The 21,179-nt window shown below is 39.9% G+C and carries 12 protein-coding genes; 6 read left to right on the top strand and 6 right to left on the bottom strand.

Going from position 1 to position 21,179, the window contains the following annotated elements:
• Positions 1-4 precede the first annotated feature (4 nt).
• The 6 genes from ACESQI_RS13075 to tig form a co-directional block, all read right to left on the bottom strand.
• On the bottom strand, positions 5-1,534 hold the full coding sequence (locus ACESQI_RS13075; protein ID WP_373126259.1) for a RagB/SusD family nutrient uptake outer membrane protein: 1,530 nt from the start codon (positions 1,532-1,534) through the stop codon (positions 5-7).
• A 17-nt stretch (positions 1,535-1,551) separates the two neighbouring features.
• Positions 1,552-4,479, bottom strand: a complete 2,928-nt coding sequence (locus tag ACESQI_RS13070) for a TonB-dependent receptor (protein ID WP_122201946.1) — start codon at positions 4,477-4,479, stop codon at positions 1,552-1,554.
• A gap of 757 nt (positions 4,480-5,236) precedes the next feature.
• Positions 5,237-7,417: a DNA helicase RecQ gene (recQ, locus tag ACESQI_RS13065; protein WP_002562363.1), complete on the bottom strand. Its 2,181-nt coding sequence runs from the start codon at positions 7,415-7,417 to the stop codon at positions 5,237-5,239.
• Between the two features lie 166 nt (positions 7,418-7,583).
• Positions 7,584-8,831 (bottom strand): ATP-dependent Clp protease ATP-binding subunit ClpX, encoded by a 1,248-nt coding sequence (gene clpX / locus ACESQI_RS13060; protein ID WP_263667522.1) that lies wholly within the window; start codon positions 8,829-8,831, stop codon positions 7,584-7,586.
• Positions 8,832-8,833: 2 nt separating this feature from the next.
• Positions 8,834-9,496 (bottom strand): ATP-dependent Clp endopeptidase proteolytic subunit ClpP, encoded by a 663-nt coding sequence (gene clpP / locus ACESQI_RS13055; protein WP_002562365.1) that lies wholly within the window; start codon positions 9,494-9,496, stop codon positions 8,834-8,836.
• A gap of 139 nt (positions 9,497-9,635) precedes the next feature.
• Positions 9,636-10,991, bottom strand: a complete 1,356-nt coding sequence (gene tig / locus ACESQI_RS13050) for a trigger factor (RefSeq protein WP_007487157.1) — start codon at positions 10,989-10,991, stop codon at positions 9,636-9,638.
• A gap of 983 nt (positions 10,992-11,974) precedes the next feature.
• Between tig and ACESQI_RS13045 the strand changes: the two genes are divergently transcribed.
• The 6 genes from ACESQI_RS13045 (at position 11,975) to ACESQI_RS13020 (ending at position 21,176) form a co-directional block, all read left to right on the top strand.
• A complete protein-coding gene (locus tag ACESQI_RS13045) occupies positions 11,975-12,553 on the top strand; it encodes an RNA polymerase sigma-70 factor (protein ID WP_122201943.1) in 579 nt (192 codons plus the stop codon).
• A gap of 142 nt (positions 12,554-12,695) precedes the next feature.
• Positions 12,696-13,796 carry a FecR family protein gene (locus ACESQI_RS13040; RefSeq protein WP_195659949.1) on the top strand — a complete coding sequence of 367 codons (1,101 nt, stop codon included), beginning with the start codon at positions 12,696-12,698 and terminating at the stop codon, positions 13,794-13,796.
• 25 nt (positions 13,797-13,821) lie between these two features.
• Positions 13,822-17,400, top strand: coding sequence for a SusC/RagA family TonB-linked outer membrane protein (locus tag ACESQI_RS13035; protein ID WP_195659948.1), 3,579 nt, complete (start codon positions 13,822-13,824; stop codon positions 17,398-17,400).
• Positions 17,401-17,424: 24 nt separating this feature from the next.
• Entirely contained in the window at positions 17,425-18,990 is a 1,566-nt protein-coding gene (locus tag ACESQI_RS13030; protein ID WP_007487149.1) for a RagB/SusD family nutrient uptake outer membrane protein, read from the top strand.
• A 36-nt stretch (positions 18,991-19,026) separates the two neighbouring features.
• A complete protein-coding gene (locus ACESQI_RS13025; protein ID WP_002562372.1) occupies positions 19,027-19,899 on the top strand; it encodes a putative zinc-binding metallopeptidase in 873 nt (290 codons plus the stop codon).
• Positions 19,900-19,910: 11 nt separating this feature from the next.
• Entirely contained in the window at positions 19,911-21,176 is a 1,266-nt protein-coding gene (locus tag ACESQI_RS13020) for a DUF4302 domain-containing protein (protein ID WP_007487145.1), read from the top strand.
• Positions 21,177-21,179 lie beyond the last annotated feature (3 nt).

Raw genomic sequence — 21,179 nt, 5'->3', positions numbered from 1 at the left:
TCCCTTATTTATTACTTTCATTTGGTTTAACCAATCCCATCGAAGCATCAAGTTCATGTTTCGGGATAGGCCATATAAAGGCTGGATTACCTTTTTCTATTTTCAATGAGTTATTTAAAGATCCATCTATCGTTCCGGTTTGGGGCGTGCGTTCAAAACCTAAATTCCAACGCTTCAAATCAGACAAACGGAAACCTTCCATAAATAATTCTTTTGCACGTTCATCCTGAATTGCCTTCATCAGTTTATCCTGAGTATAGGATGCACTACCATAATCTGCAATACGCGCTCTTCGCAACTTAGTCAAATCATTATTGGCCTCTTTCGTTTTTCCCAATTGTGCATAAGCCTCAGCACGGTTCAAAAAGACTTCAGCGTAACGCAATACTTTTTGAATATTTGTATAATACTTACCAACACCGGCATCGATATCCGCATTACCCAAATATTTGATCACAATAGGCCAGGTTAATCCATGAGAATATCCGGTCTTAATGGAATAAAAGAAAGCAGAATAGCGCATATCATTTGTACTATACGAATCAAGCAGCCACTTAGCCGGTACATAATCGGGCAGATAAGCCACATTATTATAGTTCAGAAAGACCGTTCCCAGTGCGCCCCCTCTATCCGTCGTACTCATTTGCACACGCCAGATCACTTCATCACCTTCATCATATTTCCACATGCGTTGATAATCGGTCATCGTATTACCAGTTTCTTCATCTACCCATTTTACTTTCATTGCATCGGCCAAGGTATATACTTTGGAGTCAACTACCTTTGTAGCATATTCTATCACCTTTTCCCAATTCTTCATATGAAGATAAACTCTTGATTTCAAGGTCTGCACGGCTCCTATTGTAATCCACTGCGTGTCTGCTCCCTTACGGGTTGCATATTTCTCCGCCTGTTCCAGGTCACTTAATACCTGTTTATAAGAATCAGCTAATGAAGCACGAGGCTCAATAGAGCTATCCTCACCCTCTTTACGATAGCGCAAATACAAAGAAACTCCCAGCTGATTTTCCGCGTTATCCGGATCATAAGCCTCACAATACATACGTATCAAATCAGAATAAGCTAACGCACGGAAAAAATAAACATCCCCTTCGTATTTCTTGAAAGTAGTTTTATCGGCCTCTGTTGTTAGTTTACCATATACTTCATCTTTATGATCCATAAAGAAATTGCAGCGGGCGATCACTTGATACAACCCCGAATATACCGATTCAATACTTGTATCACTGTCCCGGAAATCCCAACGATACAACGGACCATATACATTCGTATACCCTTTTACAGCATATACCAGATCAGTCTGCACATCGGGTGCCAAGGTCAAAGTTCCGCTATACAAAGCGGAATTCTTAAAACTACTATAAATACCAATTACAATCTGCTCACTGGATACCAGATCGGTCATCGACTCTTCTTCGGGCACAGCTGTATCCGGGTATCTGTCCAGAAAATCACTACAGGAGGACATTCCACACAATAGTGCCACTAATAAATATATTCTTATCTTTTTCATACTCTTTCTTCTACTTATTAGAATGTAACTTCAATGCCGAATGAGAACTGACGGGACAACGGATACGACGCCCGGTACATATTCAAATTAGATTCCGGATCCAGACCTGTGAACTTAGTGAAAGTCAATAAATTCTGTGCTTGCCCAAATACTTTAGCACGTTCTATCACTTTTGTCTTTTTCAATAACGATTGCGGGAAAGTATAACTAAGCGACAAATTTTTCAAACGCATAAACGAAGCATCTTCTACCAAATGGCTATCAAGCTGCGTCTGGACTCCATCACGGGGAATTTCTGTTATATCACCAGGTTTCTGCCAGCGATTTAATAATTTAGCAGATTGGTTATAAACAGCATATGTACCGTTACTTTCATCAAAGAAGCGGTCATTGTTCATCATCCAACGGTCTGCCACCCAGCTAAACAAGGCAGACAACTGAATACCCTTATAAGAAAAGGTTGTACCAAAACCACCTTGCCAGGGGGCTACATAAGATTTGCCCAATAACACACGGTCTTCATTGCTAAAACGATTTGTCAGTTCTCCGTCTTTAGTGTACCATAAAGCATCACCATTGGCCGGATTAACTCCCGCATAACGCACTGCATGAAATTCACCATAAGAATGTCCAACTTTCAAAAGTAGCCCAGTCGTACTTATTTCATATTCATCCAGACCATTATACAATTCTGTTATTTCATTGTGATTATAAGAAGCATTCGCTGAAACATTCCATGTGAAGTCTTTCGTACGAATAATATCTGCATCCACATCAAACTCCACTCCCCTGTTAATCATGGCTCCGATATTGTCCCATTTAGTATTGAAGCCATTACCAAAGGTGACGGGAACTTCCATCAACATATCAGTTGTCTTTTTATTATAGAATTCAACGTTCAGATTCAGACGATCAAAAAGCCCGATCTTCACACCAATATTGGTAGTCATTAATTTTTCCCAGGTCAAGTTTTCATTTCCACGTGAATAGGGTGCGATACCGGTTTTACCGGAATACTGCGGTCCGGCTGCAAACAAGGCCGTATGATCATAATTAGGAATGGAAGAGTTTCCCGATGTTCCGATACTCGCAATCAGCTGAAGATTGGTCAGCCAATCTATATCCTTTAAGAAGTCTTCCGATTTCAGGTTCCACATCGCACCTACCGACCAGAAGTTGGCCCAGCGTGCATCCTTGCCGAACTTGGAAGAACCGTCTCTACGAACTGAAAAATCGGCATAATACTTATTGCTATAGTTATATTCCGCACGACCGAAGAAAGACAAATAAGTGGCCTCTGATACAATGTCGTCCCATGAAGTGGCAGAGGTGGCAGTAGCCATAGTCAACAATTTATCATTGGATTGTCCTCTTGTGGTTACATTAAATCCTTCAGACTGATTAATAACCGCCTCTTGTCCAAGCAGCAGGCTAATATTGTGGTCATCCTTTATTGTAAATGTATAATTGGCAGTATTTGTCCATGTCAGGTTACTATAACGCTCAAATGATTTGGCTACCGTACCGGAACCATAATTAGGGACATACGAAGGATTAGAGGTAGCGGTCAGACGGTTGTCTGATGCATCGAGACCTCCGACAGTACGTAGTACCAACCCTTCAATGGGTCTCAACTCAGCAAACAGACTGGTCAACACCTTCATACGATTCCGTTTTACCGGATTATTATCCAGCCACTCCAAGGGGTTCTGATTCGTACCATTCCAAGAACCGTCTCCTACAGATGTGTAAGAACCGTCTTCCCTATAAGGATTCCAATAAGGTAACATAAACTTAGAAGCCGAAACCGGAGTCACTACATTATAATCACCTTCGTCTGCTTCCTTTATTTTTTCATATGATAAAGAAGTATTCGTGCCGATTTTCAACCATTCCACCGGACGGACCTCCAGGTTGGCACGAACCGAATAACGTTCAAAATCAGATCCTACTGCAATACCTTCCTGACCAAAATAAGCTGCCGAAACAAAATAGTTGAATTTGTTACTTCCACCCGATGTACTCAATTCATAAGAATACATGGGAGCATTATTATTGTATATTACATCACGCCAGTTTATATCAATGCGCTCTAATGCTTCACGATCATACGTGCCCGGCACACGCAGTCCGATCTGTTCCTCATAATTGAGGCGTTCCGTTGTGTTCATCTGATCCCACTTACCATACGCCAGGTCAGAAAAACCATATTGAGCACGAAGAATGATTTTTCCTTTTTCAGCCGTACGTCCCCTCTTTGTTGTAATCACAATCACACCATTGGCGGCACGAGCTCCGTAAATTGAAGTAGACGATGCATCCTTCAGCACTGTAAAACTTTCTATATCATTGGGATTGATAGACGAAAAATCATCGGCAGAGATAGCAACTCCATCCATAATAAAGAGAGGTGCAGTACCTGCATTGATTGAATTCGTTCCACGAATCTGAAAACTGGCAGCAGCACTCGGTTCCCCTGTATTCTGTAAAACGGTTAATCCGGCAGACTTACCTTGTAGTGCCTGATCGAAGCTGGCTGTGGGTGTGTTCTCAATCTTATCACCTTTAACTACGGAAACCGAACCGGCTATGGTCCCTTTTTTCTTTACCCCGTAAGCCACCACCACAACTTCGTCCACCATTTGAGTGGCATTTTCCATTGTAACATTAATTGTTGAAGTACCTGTCACCTGCTTTTCTACCATTGTCATTCCTATATAAGAGAATTGCAAGGTTGCCGGAGACTTTGTTACATTCAGTCTGTAATTACCATCCATATCGGTAATTACACCATTCGTTGTACCTTTTTCCAGAACAGAAACACCTATCAAAGGCTGATTATCTTCAGCCGAAATGATATGTCCGTTCACGACATACCCCTGTGCATAGAGCATTGAGATATGCAAAACTGAAAAAAGTACAAACAAAAGGATACTTTTTCTCATCTTCTGCGTTCTTTTTAATTAAACTTTATTCTATATACTTATTTAGACTATTCATGTGCGTACAAAGACGGGGGATGCAATCAGATATGATAAAACAAATCCAGCCCTCTTCAAAAGAGGGTAACTATTTTCGCATAAACTTTAATACGATTAAAAGAGAGTATTCAAACAGGCCATTTTTTTATCTTGACCCAGACATTTTTTAAAGCACGTACGGCAAAAACGGTAATTAAGTAATCTTCATCCATGATAAACTTGTTTTGTCAGGTGTGATAGCATTGATTATAATAAAGAAATTCTTTTCGTTAGGATATTTATAGTATGAGCAGTTTCAATGTATACATAAAAAAGCAAAAGAGAGAAAATCACTTTTAAATACATTATAGATAATAGCTCAAGAGAAGATATTCAGACAGGGCATTTTTTTATCTTGACCCAAATATTCAGAGCGTGTGCAGTTAATAGATTTATTAAGTAATCCTCATTCATGATAAACTTGTTTTGTCAGGTGTAAAACTTATACTTGTATTTTTTTTATTTGATGCTACAAAGTTAAATATAATTCCGTAAAAACTCCTACTTTATTGTTAAAATTTCCCATTTCCATCCAAATGAAAGAGAAATGCCGTGTTTTTATAACAATTCAGTATTACTACATTTCAAAAAGAAACCTTTATTTTCCTCCATAAAAAAGTCCGGCTACCTCAACGGGTAACCGGACTTTTGCTATTCTCCGCAAAATATATTTTGCTTTTTTTTAATTAGCCATTTCCGAGATAAACTTAATACGCACCAGACGCACTTCCTCCTCTGTAAACTCATCTCCCAATTCATCCAGGGCATCATCTATTTTGTCTGTTGTTGACTCTTTGAAATAATCATAAATATCAAGCATATGGTCTTCATCCATTATTTCGTCAAGAAAATAATCAATATTCAGTTTTGTGCCCGAATAAACAATCGCTTCTACTTCATCCAACAGTTCACCGAATTCAATCCCTTTGGACAAAGCAATATCATCCAATGCAACCTTACGGTCAATGGCCTGAATGATAGCAACCTTTAACTTCGATTTATTGGCGACAGTACGCACACGTAAATCCTCAGGGCGCTCTATCTCATTCTCTTCACAATGACGCTTAATCAGTTTGCAGAACTCCTCACCATAACGTTTCGCTTTTCCAGCTCCAACTCCCGGAATATTCTGGAGTTCATCAAGCGTCACCGGATAAATGGTCGCCATCGCTTCCAAAGAAGGATCCTGGAAAATAACATAAGGGGGAACTTCCAGTTTTTTAGAAAGTTTCTTCCGCAAGTCTTTAAGCATAGAGTAAAGTGCCGGATCCACAGCACAAGAACCACCACCTCTGGCCGGAGTTTCTTCTTCTACCTCTTCAAAATCATTATCTTCTGTAATTTTAAACGATTTAGGTTTCTTCAGAAACTTATGTCCTTCCTCTGTCACTTTCAACAGGCCATAATTCTCAACGTCTTTACTTAGATAACCGGCAATCAATGCCTGACGAATAACAGCGTTCCAGGTTTTATCTTCTTCGCCCATACCCGATCCGAATACTTCCAGATCTTCATGTAAATGTGCTTGTATTTCAGAAGTTTCTCTTCCTTGTAAAATATCTATTATATAGTCTGCCTTAAAGTTTTCTTTTACCGCTATGACCGCTTCAATCACAGCACACAATAATTCTTGAGCCTCCACTTGTTTTTTAGGGTTTAAACAGTTGTCACAATTTCCACAATTATCTTCCGTATACTCTTCGCCAAAGTAATGTAATAAAGTCTTACGGCGACAAACGGAAGATTCGGCATACGCAGCAGTTTCCAGCAGAAGCTGCTTGCCTATTTCCTGTTCTGCCACAGGTTTGCCTTGCATAAACTTCTCCAGTTTCTGCAGGTCTTTATTTGTATAAAAGGTAATGCACTTGCCCTCACCGCCATCTCTGCCGGCACGCCCTGTCTCCTGATAGTAACCTTCCAGACTCTTTGGTATATCATAATGCATCACATACCTGACATCCGGTTTATCGATCCCCATACCAAAAGCAATGGTTGCCACAATCACATCAATTTTTTCCATCAGGAAGTCATCTTGATTTTGAGTCCTTGTAGCCGAATCCATACCTGCATGATAAGCTCGTGCGTTAATACCATTCGCCTGAAGAATTTCAGCAAGTTCTTCCACTTTTTTCCGGCTCAGACAGTAGATAATACCTGACTTTTCCGGATTATTTCGGATAAACTTAATGATATCTCTATCTATATTTGTAGTTTTCGGACGTACCTCATAATATAAGTTCGGCCGATTAAACGACGATTTAAAGACTTGTGCGTCTACCATTCCCAGATTCTTCTGGATGTCGTGTTGCACTTTGGGTGTTGCAGTTGCTGTAAGCGCAATAAGTGGCGCTTTGCCTATCTCATTAATAATAGGACGTATTCTTCGATATTCCGGACGGAAATCATGTCCCCATTCCGAAATACAGTGAGCCTCATCTACTGCGTAAAACGAGATTTTTACCGACCGCAAAAACTCCACGTTCTCTTCCTTCGTCAATGACTCAGGAGCCACATACAGCAACTTTGTCTTTCCGGCAAGAATATCAGACTTCACCTGGTCTATCGCACCTTTATTTAATGAAGAATTAATAAAATGGGCTATACCATCCTCCTCACTGAAGTTACGCATTGCATCCACTTGATTCTTCATCAATGCAATCAATGGAGAAATAACAATTCCCGTACCCTCCATCAAAAGAGAAGGCAACTGATAGCATAAAGATTTGCCGCCACCGGTAGGCATCAACACAAAAGTATCGCCACCATTAAGCAAGTTCTGAATGATCGCTTCCTGATTTCCTTTGAATTTATCAAATCCGAAATACTGTTTCAGTTGGTCTGTCAAATTAATCTTCCCTGCCATCTTAAATAGGTTGTTTTATTCAGTTCATGGTTTAACTTTAAAAACTCTTTCTGTAAAAGAGCTCTAACAAAGTTATAAACAACTTCTTAAATATCAAGCATAATTCGACTAATATTTTTCAATAAAAAACAGAAACGAACCATCCGATACTTCTTACCTTTTGATTTTAAGCAGTTTGCAATCTTGCTATATTTGCTTTTTCCAGCTGCAATTTCGCATAATCCAATGTTACTTCGTACTCTTTTTTATTTTCCGAAGGGATTTCAAACATGACATCCATCATGATTGTCTCTACAATGGAACGCAATCCGCGTGCTCCGAGCTTATATTCAACTGCTTTATCTACGATGTACTCAAACACCTCATCCTGGAACGTCAGTTTGACTCCATCCATCTCAAATAACTTCACATATTGACGGATAATGGAGTTTTTCGGTTCTGTCAGTATCGCACGAAGTGCATCACGATCCAACGGATTCAGATAAGTAAGCACCGGCAAACGACCGATAATTTCGGGTATCAATCCGAATGATTTCAAGTCTTGCGGTGCAATATACTGCATCATATTGCTTTTATCAATCGTAGCTGTCTTACGTGAAGCGCTATAGCCTACCACATGCGTATTCAAGCGCTGTGCTATCTTCTTCTCGATACCATCGAAAGCACCTCCACAAATAAACAGAATATTTTTGGTGTTCACGGGAATCATTTTCTGATCCGGATGTTTACGACCACCCTGAGGCGGTACATTTACAACAGATCCTTCCAATAGTTTGAGTAACCCCTGCTGTACACCTTCACCACTGACATCACGGGTTATAGAAGGGTTATCACCTTTGCGGGCAATCTTATCTATTTCGTCTATAAATACAATTCCCTGTTCTGCCTCGGGTACATTATAATCGGCCACCTGGAGCAGGCGGGTGAGAATACTCTCGATGTCTTCTCCTACATAACCAGCCTCAGTAAGCACTGTAGCATCTACAATAGTAAACGGCACATGCAGCAGCTTTGCAATTGTACGTGCCAATAGAGTTTTTCCGGTTCCGGTACTTCCCACCATAATGATGTTCGACTTTTCAATCTCCACATCATCTCCCGTGTCTTTCTGTAAAAGACGCTTGTAGTGATTGTATACCGACACGGACAGAAATCGTTTCGCATCGTCCTGCCCGATAATATACTGATCTAAGAACTTTTTGATTTCTACCGGTTTAGGCAGTTCTTTCAGATTCAGTTTTGTAGTTCCTGCGCCCTTTTTGTCAGCCCCCAGCGCTTCCTGAGTTATCTCATAAGCCTGGGTGGCACAACTATCGCAGATATAACCGTTCATTCCTGTTATCAGGAAGCCGACTTCATTCTCCGTACGGCCGCAAAAACTACATCTCTTTTTATTATTTTTTGATTCAGCCATTTTTATTTTTTAATCAACACTTCGTCTACCATACCATACTCCTTGGCTTCTTCTGCTGTCATCCAGTAATCACGGTCAGAATCCGCCCATACCTTTTCAAAGTCTGTATGAGAATGGTCTGCAATAATCGTATAGAGTTCTTTCTTTAACTTCATTATTTCGCGGGCAGTGATTTCGATGTCCGAAGCCTGTCCTTGCGCCCCCCCCATCGGTTGGTGAATCATTACGCGGGAATGCTTTAAAGCAGAACGCTTACCCTCTGTACCCGCTACCAGCAGAACAGCAGCCATAGAAGCAGCCATACCTGTACAGATAGTAGCCACATCACTGGAAATGAATTGCATTGTATCATAGATGCCCAATCCGGCATACACTGACCCTCCCGGAGAATTAATATAGATAGAGATATCTTTGCCCGGATCCACAGAATCCAGATACAACAACTGAGCCTGCAAAGTATTGGCTGTATAATCGTCTATCTGAGTACCAAGAAAGATAATGCGGTCCATCATCAGACGCGAGAACACATCAAGTTGTGTTACATTGAGCTGTCTTTCTTCAAGAATATAGGGATTCAAATACCCAGCCTGTGATTTAATCACATCATCCAGTGCCAAGCTGTTCATTCCTAAATGCTTGGTTGCGTATTTTCTAAAATCGTCCATTTTTATGTTCCTTTCTTATTTTTTAATATGTAACTGCAAAGAAACAAAAAAGAACACAGAGACACAAAAAAACACAGAGTTATAATTTTATAAAAACTCTGTGTTTCTGTGACTTTATGTTCTTTCCTGTAAAAGGATATTATTCGAACATCTTGTTAAATTCTTCCATCGGAACAGTCTTGTTGTTCAGCGTTACCTTAGCTTTCAGCGCTGTAGCCAATTTAGCTTCAACCACGCGCCCTACAAGACCATCAACATTTTCTTTTTTCTTCAACATTTCCTGAGCGTAGTTTTCAAGAATATCCTCGGGCACAGTCATCATACCATACTGAGCAAACTGTCCTTTGGTAGCCTCTTTAGCCATCTTGATTACATCTTCCTGCTCAACTTTGATTTCGTTGTCTTTCACCAACTGTTCTTTAATCAGGTGCCAAGTCAGTTCTTCAATACTCTTGTCATAGTTTTCAGCTACGAATTCTTCACCTTTTTCTCTGTTGTTCAACAACATCACACGTTTCAGCAATGCATCCGGGAATTCAAGTTTACCAACCTTCTCCATCAACATCTTACGAGCGTCAATCAGGAATTTATAATCACTGTCGGCAACAAGCTGTTCAGCAATGCTTTCCTTAATTTTAGCACGGAATTCTTCTTCAGTCTTCACAACGCCTTCGCCAAATACCTGATCAAAGATTTCCTGATTTAATTCACCAGACACAAAACGAGTAATTTCTTCCACCTGGAAACTGAAATCAGATTTCACTTCAGCAGCAGCCTCTTTTTCAATCTTCAGTAACGATGCGATTTCAGCAGCATGTCCGTCATATGCAGTATTCGGATTGAACACCAATACATCGTTTACTTTTGCATTGGCAAAAATAGCTTTCTGCTCATCGTTCTTCATATAAGAAGGCATCAATACGGCACCTTCTACCTGAATACCACCTTCTTTAGTATTACCGTTTTCATCGAGTTCGGCAATCAGGCCTTTCAGCATATCGTTATCTTCGTAAGCAGCAACCTGTTCGTATTTACCATTACGCTGTGTATAAGCTTTCACCTGGTTGTCTACCATTGCATCAGTTACTTCGATTGTATAGTAGTCTACCTTATCACTGCTACTTACTTCCGCCTTAAATTCAGGTGCCAAAGCAATATCAAATACAAATTCAAAATCTTCCATTGTATCGAAATCAATCACCTGCTGCTTTTCTTCGTTAGGCATTGGTTCGCCCAGCATATTTATATTATTACTCTTAATATAATCATATACTTTTTCTGAAAGAAGTTTATTTACTTCCTCAGCAACCACTGATTTACCATACATTTTCTTCACCAGGCTCATCGGTACCATCCCTTTACGGAATCCCGGGATCTGAGCTTTTTGACGGAATGTCTTCAAAGATTTATCTACTTTTTCCTGATAATCAGCCTTTTCCAGCTTTACTGTAAGCAATGCGCTTACTTTGTCAATGTTTTGAAATGAAACGTTCATTCTGACAATTATTTATTTGATTTATACTTTATTCTATATTCAAATGAGGGTGCAAAATTAGTGCTAATCTTTCAATTATCAAAAAAACGCGGAAGAATTATTTATAGAACTAACGCATTGAAGATTTTTTAATATGAATCAATAAATGAGTTAAACTCACCACAGAGTCACACAAAGTTCTACTGAGTATTATTATTCAATAAAACACAGATTAAAAAACTGTTTTTCTTTATCTTACACATCATTTTATTCTCGAAAGCCTGAGTTAACATACATTTCAACCAAACATCGTTTGTCATACTTCCCATAAATATTTCTACCAAAATTGATAAAAAACACCCAAAGTATTACCATTTTTAAGCACAAGAACAACAGCCACTTCCGAACTTAATTTTGTAACTATTTATAAAACTAGTACACAAAGAAAAGAAGAAAAAGAAAGATAGTATCATTAAGAAAATACAAGACATACCAAACTCTTGTTAAAATACTAAATATCAACACATTAAATATACATATTTTTTCTCTACGAGAAACGCTTCGAAACTCTACGAAGATCGGACCGTTTCTCTACGACAAACGAGGCGTTTCTCGTAGAGAAGCCGACAGGCTATTTCTAAAAGATTACAAAGGACATAAACTTCAAAATAAAGGTCTTGCATTATTTGTAATAAAAAGAGACCAAAATAAATAATAAAATTATCTTCTTATTACTTTAATAGGACAAGGTTGTACACATTAGTACCACAAAAGTGTACAATCCTGTCATACAAAAATGTACACTTTCACACTACAAGAATGTACATCCTTACATCAATTGATAATCAACAACTTACAAACAATCACAAATAAAAACAATGTCAGCAAAAGAGAAACAGAACAACTACAAACGGAATATTCTAAAAAAACAATCACTATTATTAGATTTTATAGGATATATCGACAAAATAACTACTTTTGCAAGAAAATAGTTACTTAACGGCATGGACGAACGTGAGCTGATATCGAAACTTCAGAATAGTAATCATAAAGCATACGAGATTATTTTCAAACAACATTATGCATTTTTGTGTGCCGTTGCTTATGAATATGTCCATGATGAATACATATGCCAAAGTATCGTAGAAGACGTGATGCTCGCATTATGGGAAAAACGAAAGCAAATAGCTGTAACAAAGTCCATCAGGGGATATTTAATGAGAGCTGTTCGGAATCAGGCTATCGACTTTATACGAGCTGACCATTCTTTTCATTCAGTAGACATCACAGACAAAAAATATCAAAACTGTTTTGCACCGGACGAGGATGTTTTTGAGCAATTGGTATCTCAGGAATTAGAAGAACAAATACAGCAAATTATCAACGGATTATCCGAAGAATGCCGGAAAGTATTCATCCTCAGCCGCTATGAAGGCAAAAGCCATCAGGAAATTGCCGCAGAATTAGGCATTTCTGTAAATACAGTCAAATATCACATAAAAAACGCGTTAAATGCTCTTCGTGAAGATCTCACCGATTATATTTTATGCATCCTGGCATTGCAACTTTTTCTTTTTACTTAACTTTCAGTAAAAAATTAAAAGCACTAACTTCTTTTTTCTATTAAAATAAATCATTTTAGTAGAAAAATATTTCATTTTCTCACTACCCCTTTTATTCTCTATTACGTCTTTATACAATCAACAAACAATTAATAGAGAATTTATGGATAATATTTTCAAATTAATTAAAAAGCAATTTAATGGAGCCCTCACTCCTAATGAAGAGCAGGAACTACAAGCGTGGTATAATAACAATGCAAACAACCAGCGTACTTATACCTGTTATTATGCCACACTAAAACTTTTCCGGATCAAGCAAAAAGAAAAGCATTTCACAGCCCGGGTAATCCCGGCTTACAACCGCATATATAAAATCACCAGACAAAAAGAATATACCATAAACCGAAAACACTCTATCGCCTGGATAGGCTATGTAGCGATTGTATTACTGGCATTCGGAGTGGGATATTTATTAAAATCAACCGGCGAAAATTCATGGGATAACTCTATGCAAAGTATAGAAATAGCCTATGGTTCAAAATCATTGGTCACCCTGCCGGATGGTACACAGGTATGGCTCAATTCGGGAAGTAAACTTGAATATCCCGGAAGTTTCGGGCGAAGTAACAGAAATGTGACTTTAAAAGGAGAAGCCTACTTTGAGGTCAGCAAAAACAAGGAACTCCCTTTCAGAGTAAGTTCTGGAAAAATTGCCATTCATGTATTAGGAACCAAATTTAACATGAAAGCCTATCCGGAAGATGAGAAAGCCAAAATTACACTGGTAGAAGGAAGTCTGGCTGTTGAAAACAACAAAAATTCAAAAGCCAATATTTTATTGAAACCTAACCAACAGGCAGTCATCAATCAAAAAAGCGAACGGACGCAAGTACGCAATGTTATTGCATCTAACTATGTAATGTGGACCACCTCCCACTCCAAAAGTGCAGCATTATCCCCCACCGACAATGCAAAGGCTCCCGCAGCAACCTGCCTCCCCAAAGCAGCAGCCCGGAATATACTGTTTTTTGATGAAGAACCACTCAGTCAGATTGTAAAAGACCTGGAAAGAGCTTTCAATGTACATATTGTGATAGAAGACAAAACTCTAAGGGAGAAACACTTCTACGGTGACTTCTGCAATGAAGAAACAATCACTGACATATTGAAAATCATAGCGGAGAAAAACAGTCTCTATTACACCATAAAAGGGGATACTATTCAGATAATGAAAAAAAATGAAATAAGAAATCGTGTAAATTAGTCCATAAACATTTTAAACGGATGATATGAGAAAACTATTATTAATCATGCTTTTATGTTGTAGCATCGGAGCCTTTGCACAGGAACAAAGGGTCTCAATGAGTATGCACAATGTTACGGTAAAAGAAGCCCTTAAAAAGCTGAAGACACTTACATCTTACTCCCTGTGGTGCAGCTCTTCTGAAATGGAGTTAGAAAAGAAAATCAGCGTGGAGGCGCAGGATAAAACGATCAGTGAGATGCTGGACATTATTCTTACCGGCCAGCAACTACAGTATGAAGTTAAAAATAAAGTAATACAGATCTACAAGATGGCCCCGGTACAGGCTCCTGCACAGGAAAGTAATATTATAACCGGTATCGTTCTATTCGAAGAAGACAACGAACCTGTTGTAGGGGCATCTATCAAAGTAAAAGGTACCACAATGGGGACAATTGCCGACATAGACGGACGTTTTACATTGAAAGATATCCCTCAAAACGCACAAACACTGATCGTTTCTTATGTCGGAATGAAAGATAAAGAAGTAGCCGTCAAAAGAGGCATCCCATTAAAAGTGACATTGGCTTCAGATGTACAGACACTGAATGAAGTAGTCGTAACGGGTGTACAGAAAATGGACAAACGGCTATTCACAGGAGCTACCGATCAGCTCAGTGCTTCGAATGTTAAACTGGATGGTGTACCAGATATAAGTCGTTCATTGGAAGGACGTTCCGCAGGTGTATCTGTGCAAAATGTATCGGGTACCTTTGGTACGGCACCTAAAATTCGTGTTCGTGGTGCTACTTCTATTTATGGTAGTTCCAAGCCTTTATGGGTAGTAGACGGGGTCATCATGGAGGATGTAGTAGAAGTAGATGCCGACCAGCTATCCTCAGGAGATGCCACCACGTTAATCAGTTCGGCTATATCAGGCCTGAATGCTGACGACATCGAAAGCTTTCAGATATTAAAGGATGGTTCTGCCACCTCTATTTATGGGGCCCGAGCCATGTCGGGAGTAATTGTGATCACTACCAAGAAAGGAAAAGCAGGCAGTAGCCGGGTTAGTTATACAGGTGAATACACGATGAGATTAAAGCCGGACTACTCACAGTTCAACATAATGAATTCACAAGATCAGATGTCTGTCTATCAGGAGATGCAGAAGAAAGGGTGGTTGAACTTCTCCGAATTATCTAATGCCAGTGAAAGTGGAGTCTACGGAAAGATGTACGAGCTACTACATACGTACGACCCCGTTACCCAACAATTCGGTTTATTAAATACACCGCTGTCCCGTGCCAATTACCTGCGTGATGCAGAAATGAGAAATACCGACTGGTTCGATTTATTATTCAATACCAATGTGATGCACAATCATTCCGTCAGTATCTCCTCCGGTAACGACAAGACCTCTTATTATGCATCATTGAGCGCTCTGGTAGACCCGGGATGGACTAAAGACAGCAAGGTAAACCGCTATACAGCCAACCTGAATGCCACCTACAACATTCTGACAAACCTGAGCCTGAATCTTATTTCAAGCGGTTCGTACCGAAAGCAAAAAGCACCAGGCACATTGTCACAAAGTACCGATCCCGTTTCGGGAGAAGTAAAACGTGATTTTGATATCAACCCTTACAGCTATGCCCTGAACAGTTCGCGAGCCATCAGTGCCACCGAATACTATACCCGTAATTATGCTCCTTTCAATATTTTCCATGAATTAGAGAACAATTACATGGATATCAACGCATCCGACCTAAAGGTACAGGGAGAATTGAAATGGAAAATACTGCCCAACTTGGAAGTTACCGCATTAGGTGCCATGAAATACTCATCAACGTCACAAGAACATATCATTACTGACTTTTCCAATCAGGCAATGGCCTACCGGGCCATGCCCACTTCTAGTATCAGAGACCAAAATCCTCATTTATACCGTGATCCGGACAATCCATACGCACTGCCTATCAGTATACTCCCGGAAGGTGGTATTTACGAGTGTTCGGACTTCCGCATGTTAGGATACGATTTTCGCGGTACAATCTCTTATAATAATGTATTCAAAGAGAAACATATCGTGAACTTGTTTGGCGGTATGGAATCAAACTATATTGACCGGCAAAGAAAGTGGATACGCGGATGGGGGCTTCAGTACTCAATGGGTGAAGTACCGTTCTATGCTTATCAAGTATTTAAGAAAGGTGCCGAAGAAGGCACTGATTACTATTCAATCGCAAAGGGAAGGGTACGCAACATTGCCTTTTTCGCCAATGCAACCTATTCTTATAAAGGAATATACACCCTCAATGGTACGATTCGCTACGAAGGTTCCAATACATTAGGAAAAACACGTTCGTCCCGTTGGTTACCAACATGGAATATATCGGGTGCATGGAACATCCATGAGGAAGAGTTTTTCAAAGATTGGGAACCGGCTCTATCTCATTTATCGCTTAAAGCATCTTATAGCTTGACGGCAGACCGTGGTCCCGAAAGTGTAACAAACTCTACAGCCATCTTATCCGCTTATAAACCCTGGAGACCAACAGCCTCTACAGGTGAAATGGGATTGCAGGTAGTGAATCTTGGAAACTCTGATCTGACTTATGAAAAAAAACATGAACTGAACATAGGAGTTGATGTAGGATTGCTGGACAATCGTATCAGTGTTGCAGTAGACTGGTATCAGCGTAACAACTATGACCTCATAGGGCCGGTAAGTACCCAGGGAGCCGGAGGTGAGATTTTGAAAATGGGTAATATCGCCGAAATGAAATCCAATGGTGTAGAGTTCACCCTGTCAACAAGAAACATCCAGACTAAAGATTTTAGCTGGACTACCGACTTCATCTATTCTCATACACATAACGAGATTACCAAACTAAAATCAAACAAAACACTGATGGGCTTGGTATCCGGATATGGTTTTGCCAGAGAAGGCTATCCGGTACGTTCCATCTTCTCTATTCCATTTCAGGGATTAAACAAAGATGGTATACCTACTTTCCTCAATCAGGACGGACAGATTACAACAACAGATATCAACTTTCAGGAAAGTAAAAAACTTGATTTCCTGAAATATTCGGGAGCTGCTGACCCAACAGATCTGGGTAGTTTCGGGAATACATTCGGCTATAAAGGGTTTAAACTAAACTTATTCATCACCTATTCATTCGGCAACGTGGTGCGTCTGGACAATGTTTTCAGTTCCAGTTATTCGGACCTCACCGCCACTCCAAAAGAATTCAAAAACCGCTGGATGGTGCCGGGAGACGAAAAGTTTACTAATATACCCGTAATAGCCAGTACGCGCCAAAACAGACTGGATCCTTATTTAAGCCGGGCCTACAATGCCTACAACTATTCTGACATGCGCATTGCTGACGGCGGATTTATCCGAATGAAAGAAATAGGCTTGTCTTATGATTTCCCCAAAGCATTGATAGCCAACTGGAAACTGAACAGCCTGTCATTGAAACTACAATGTACGAACCTCTTTTTGATATATGCCGATAAGAAACTGAACGGGCAAGATCCGGAATTCTTTAATTCAGGTGGTGTAGCAACCCCAGTGCCACGGCAGTTCACTTTGACATTAAGACTTGGAATGTAACAATAACCACTAAATAAAATCAATATGACACATATATATAAATATATTCCGGTTATCATCCTACTATCAGGAAGCATCTTAGCTTCGTGCGATGACTTCCTGAGCGAGGTTCCGGACAACCGTACAGAGGTCAACACAGAGGCAAATGTAAAAGCGCTGATAACTTCAGCCTATCCCGAAGCCTCAGCCATGTTCTTAGGGGAGTACTCTTCCGACAACGTAGACGACTATGGCCCCAGTAATCCCTATACCTATTTATTCATTGAACAAATGGCATACTGGAAAGATGTTACAGAAACGAACGGACAAGAAGATCCGTATGCCTTGTGGAGTCGGTCATATAAATCAATCTCCGCAGCCAATCAGGCGCTGGAAGCCATAGAAGAGCTGGGAACTCCTGCCAGTCTGAAACCATTCAAGGCAGAAGCCCTGTTATGTAGGGCATATGCACACTTCATACTGGTCAATATTTTCTGCCAGCACTACACTGAAAAGTATGCAACCAAAGACATGGGTATACCTTATGTGAAGGTACCGGAAACCCAGCTGATAGTAGAATATGACCGTATCACAGTGGATAGTGTCTATAAAGAAATCAACAAGGATATAGAAGAAGCACTCCCCATGATCAAAGACGCGTACAGTGTACCCAAATATCACTTCAACACCAAGGCTGCCTATGCATTTGCCACACGTTTCAACTTATATGCCGGACGATGGGACAAAGTGATAGAATATGCAGATAAAGTACTAACCTCCAACCCCGCTGTTATGATGAGGAATATGGAGGCACGCGCCAAAATGACAAGAGACGAAGATGTATATACCAAAGACTATATCAAACCGGAATATAACTGTAATCTGATGTTAATGACTTCACTATCACAGGCAGGAAGATACTTTGGCCCTTACTTTAACATGTCGCGTATTACGCACGGAGCCCTCATCGCCGAATATGAAACATTAAAGGCCGACGGACCATGGGGAAGATATACCAACTATCATGTCCTCCCATTCATATACCAAGGAACCAATCTTGATAAGACTCTGACAATGAAGTTACCATTCTTGTTTGAATACCTCGATCCCGTTGCAATGATAGGCTATCCACACACCGTATACACAGCCTTCAGTGCAGAAGAGACTTTACTGGCAAGAACGGAAGCATATATCATGAAAGAGAAATATCAGGAAGCTGTCAGAGACTTCAATATCTGGATCAAAGCCAATACAAAAAGTGCTTATGTACTAAAAGAAGAGGATGTAGAGAAATTTATCAATCCTATTCCTTATTATGAACCGAATGCACCAACACTAAAGAAAAAATTGAATCCCGGATTCACTGTCAAAAGTGGGAAGCAGGAAAGTTTCATCCAATTCTTACTGTTCGTCCGCCGGATACAAACAATTCATGAAGGATTGCGCTGGTTCGACATCAAACGATATGGCATAGAGGTAGACCGCCGTGTAGTCAGTGCCAACGGGAAAGATGTCACCATAGCAGACCAATTGCTTCCCCGTGACCCACGCTGTGCCATACAGCTTCCACAGGAAGTCATCAATGCCGGGCTTCCGGCCAACCCGAGATAAACACATTCGTTACAACAAAAATAAAAACCTGAGAATATGAAAAGTAAATGGATATTCCTGATTCCTGTCATAGTAGGCTTCATAGCCTGCACTGATGACGAACCGGACAAGAACCATAGTATTATTACCGTAGAAACCGGTGAACAAAACGAATTTGACGGATGGTTGTTAAACAACTATATATATCCTTACAACATCGAATTCAAATACCGGATGGAAGATATTGAATCGGATATGGACTATACATTGGTTCCCGCAGAAATGAAAAAGTCAGTACAATTGGCCAAGCTCATCAAACATCTTTGTATTGAAGCCTATGATGAACTGGCTGGTCCGGATTACATCCGAAACTATTTTCCCAAAGTAATTCATATCATAGGCAGTTTTGCTTTTCGCAACAACGGAACATTCGAACTGGGTACTGCCGAAGGAGGGATGAAAATCACTTTATACGGAGCTAACTACATTGATCCGACCAATATCAACCTACTCAACGAATGGTACTTTAAAACCATTCACCATGAATTTACGCATATCTTTACTCAGACCAAAGAGTACACGAGCGACTTTCAGTTAATATCCGGTACGTCGTATGTGGGCGATGCCTGGAATGATTATTGGAGTAGTGATGCAGATGCACAAAAAGCCGGTTTTGTCAGCCAATATGCCAGTAAAGAGGCCAACGAGGATTTTGCCGAAAATGTATGTATCTATCTGACTCAATCTTCCAAACAATGGGACGCCATGTTGACTGGAGCCGGAACAGCCGGAGCCGAAATTATAAAACAGAAATTTGAAGTTGTATACAACTATATGAAAGACAGCTGGAACATCGACCTAAACCAGCTTAGAGACATCGTACAACGCCGCTCTTCTGAGATAGACAAACTCGATCTGGAAAACTTTTAAACAGAACAAAAATGAAAAAAATAGTAATCATATTATTATTGCCGCTTCTATTAGGCTCCTGCTTTAAAGATAATGAAGATATCTTCGACAGCCCGGCCGCCGAAAGAATCGCACAGGCATTAAGGGAATATCAGGAAGCATTGGTGAGTTCCGAATACGGATGGTCTATGGAATACTACCCGCAAGGATCACAGGCTTACGGAGGATATATGTACACGCTCCAGTTCACCAGTTCAGAAGTAAAAGTCAGAATGGATTTATCTCCCGGAAAAGAAGAGAGCAGTCTGTGGCGTTTAATATCAGATAACGGTCCTGTACTTACTTTTGATACTTATAATTCATTGTTACACTATTTCTCTACTCCATATTCTGATCTCTATCAGGGGTTGGAAGGAGATTACGAATTTATATTAATGAGTAAAACCGATACCCAAATCATATTACAAGGCAAAAAGACCGGAAACAAAATCGTAATGAACAAACTGACTGTACCCGCCAAAGAGTACATGGATAAAGTAGAATACACAAAAAAGAATGCGATAGCTCCTATTTATAAAATGAATGTCAATGGAGAGGAAGTTTCCATAGAAAAAGGTGCCAACCGCACTTTCACTCTAAATTATGAAGATGGGGGAAAAACTATTTCTACAGAAGTACCCTATATCTACACAGACACAGGCATCCGCTTCTATCAACCGGTCACTATCTCAGGAAACTCTATTGAAAGTATGCAATATTCGGTTGAACAAGATATATTAAGCACAGACAATGGAAATGCCCAAATTAGTTTTGAACTAATGAAAGTGAATAAATTCTTTGCCCAATCAAAGGCTTCCTGGTATTTTTCTCCGGACGAAATGAGTGATTTCGTTCTGACTTATTGGAAATATACAGATCGCCAGCTTGCTACCAACTTCGCAGAAGCTACTACCGGATTATCTTTCATATACCTGGGATACTACAAAGATGAAAGCACTTATGCCGTAGTAACCGGCGCCACCCGGGTAGACAACTCTTCTATCGCCTGGTGGAGCTATTATTCATTCGATTTCATTCCGGTAAAGAATACGGAAAATGAAATAGAACTTGACTTTACAAATAAAGGCTATATCAACGGAGGTGCATTTTGGACAGGTGGATATCAGGAGTTTGTCAGTATTATTACAAACTATAGTCCTTATATCATGGAAGCTGATAATCCCAAATATCCGACAAAAATTAAATTCACAAGTATTGATAAACCAGAAGAGGTGTGGTTCACCGTCTCAGCTAAATAAAGA

Origin of the sequence: Bacteroides sp. HPS0048 (genome assembly GCF_964240755.1) — a bacterium.
Lineage (GTDB): Bacteria > Bacteroidota > Bacteroidia > Bacteroidales > Bacteroidaceae > Bacteroides > Bacteroides nordii.
Note: the sequence above shows the minus strand (reverse complement) of the source record. Positions and strands in the feature narration are given on the sequence as shown.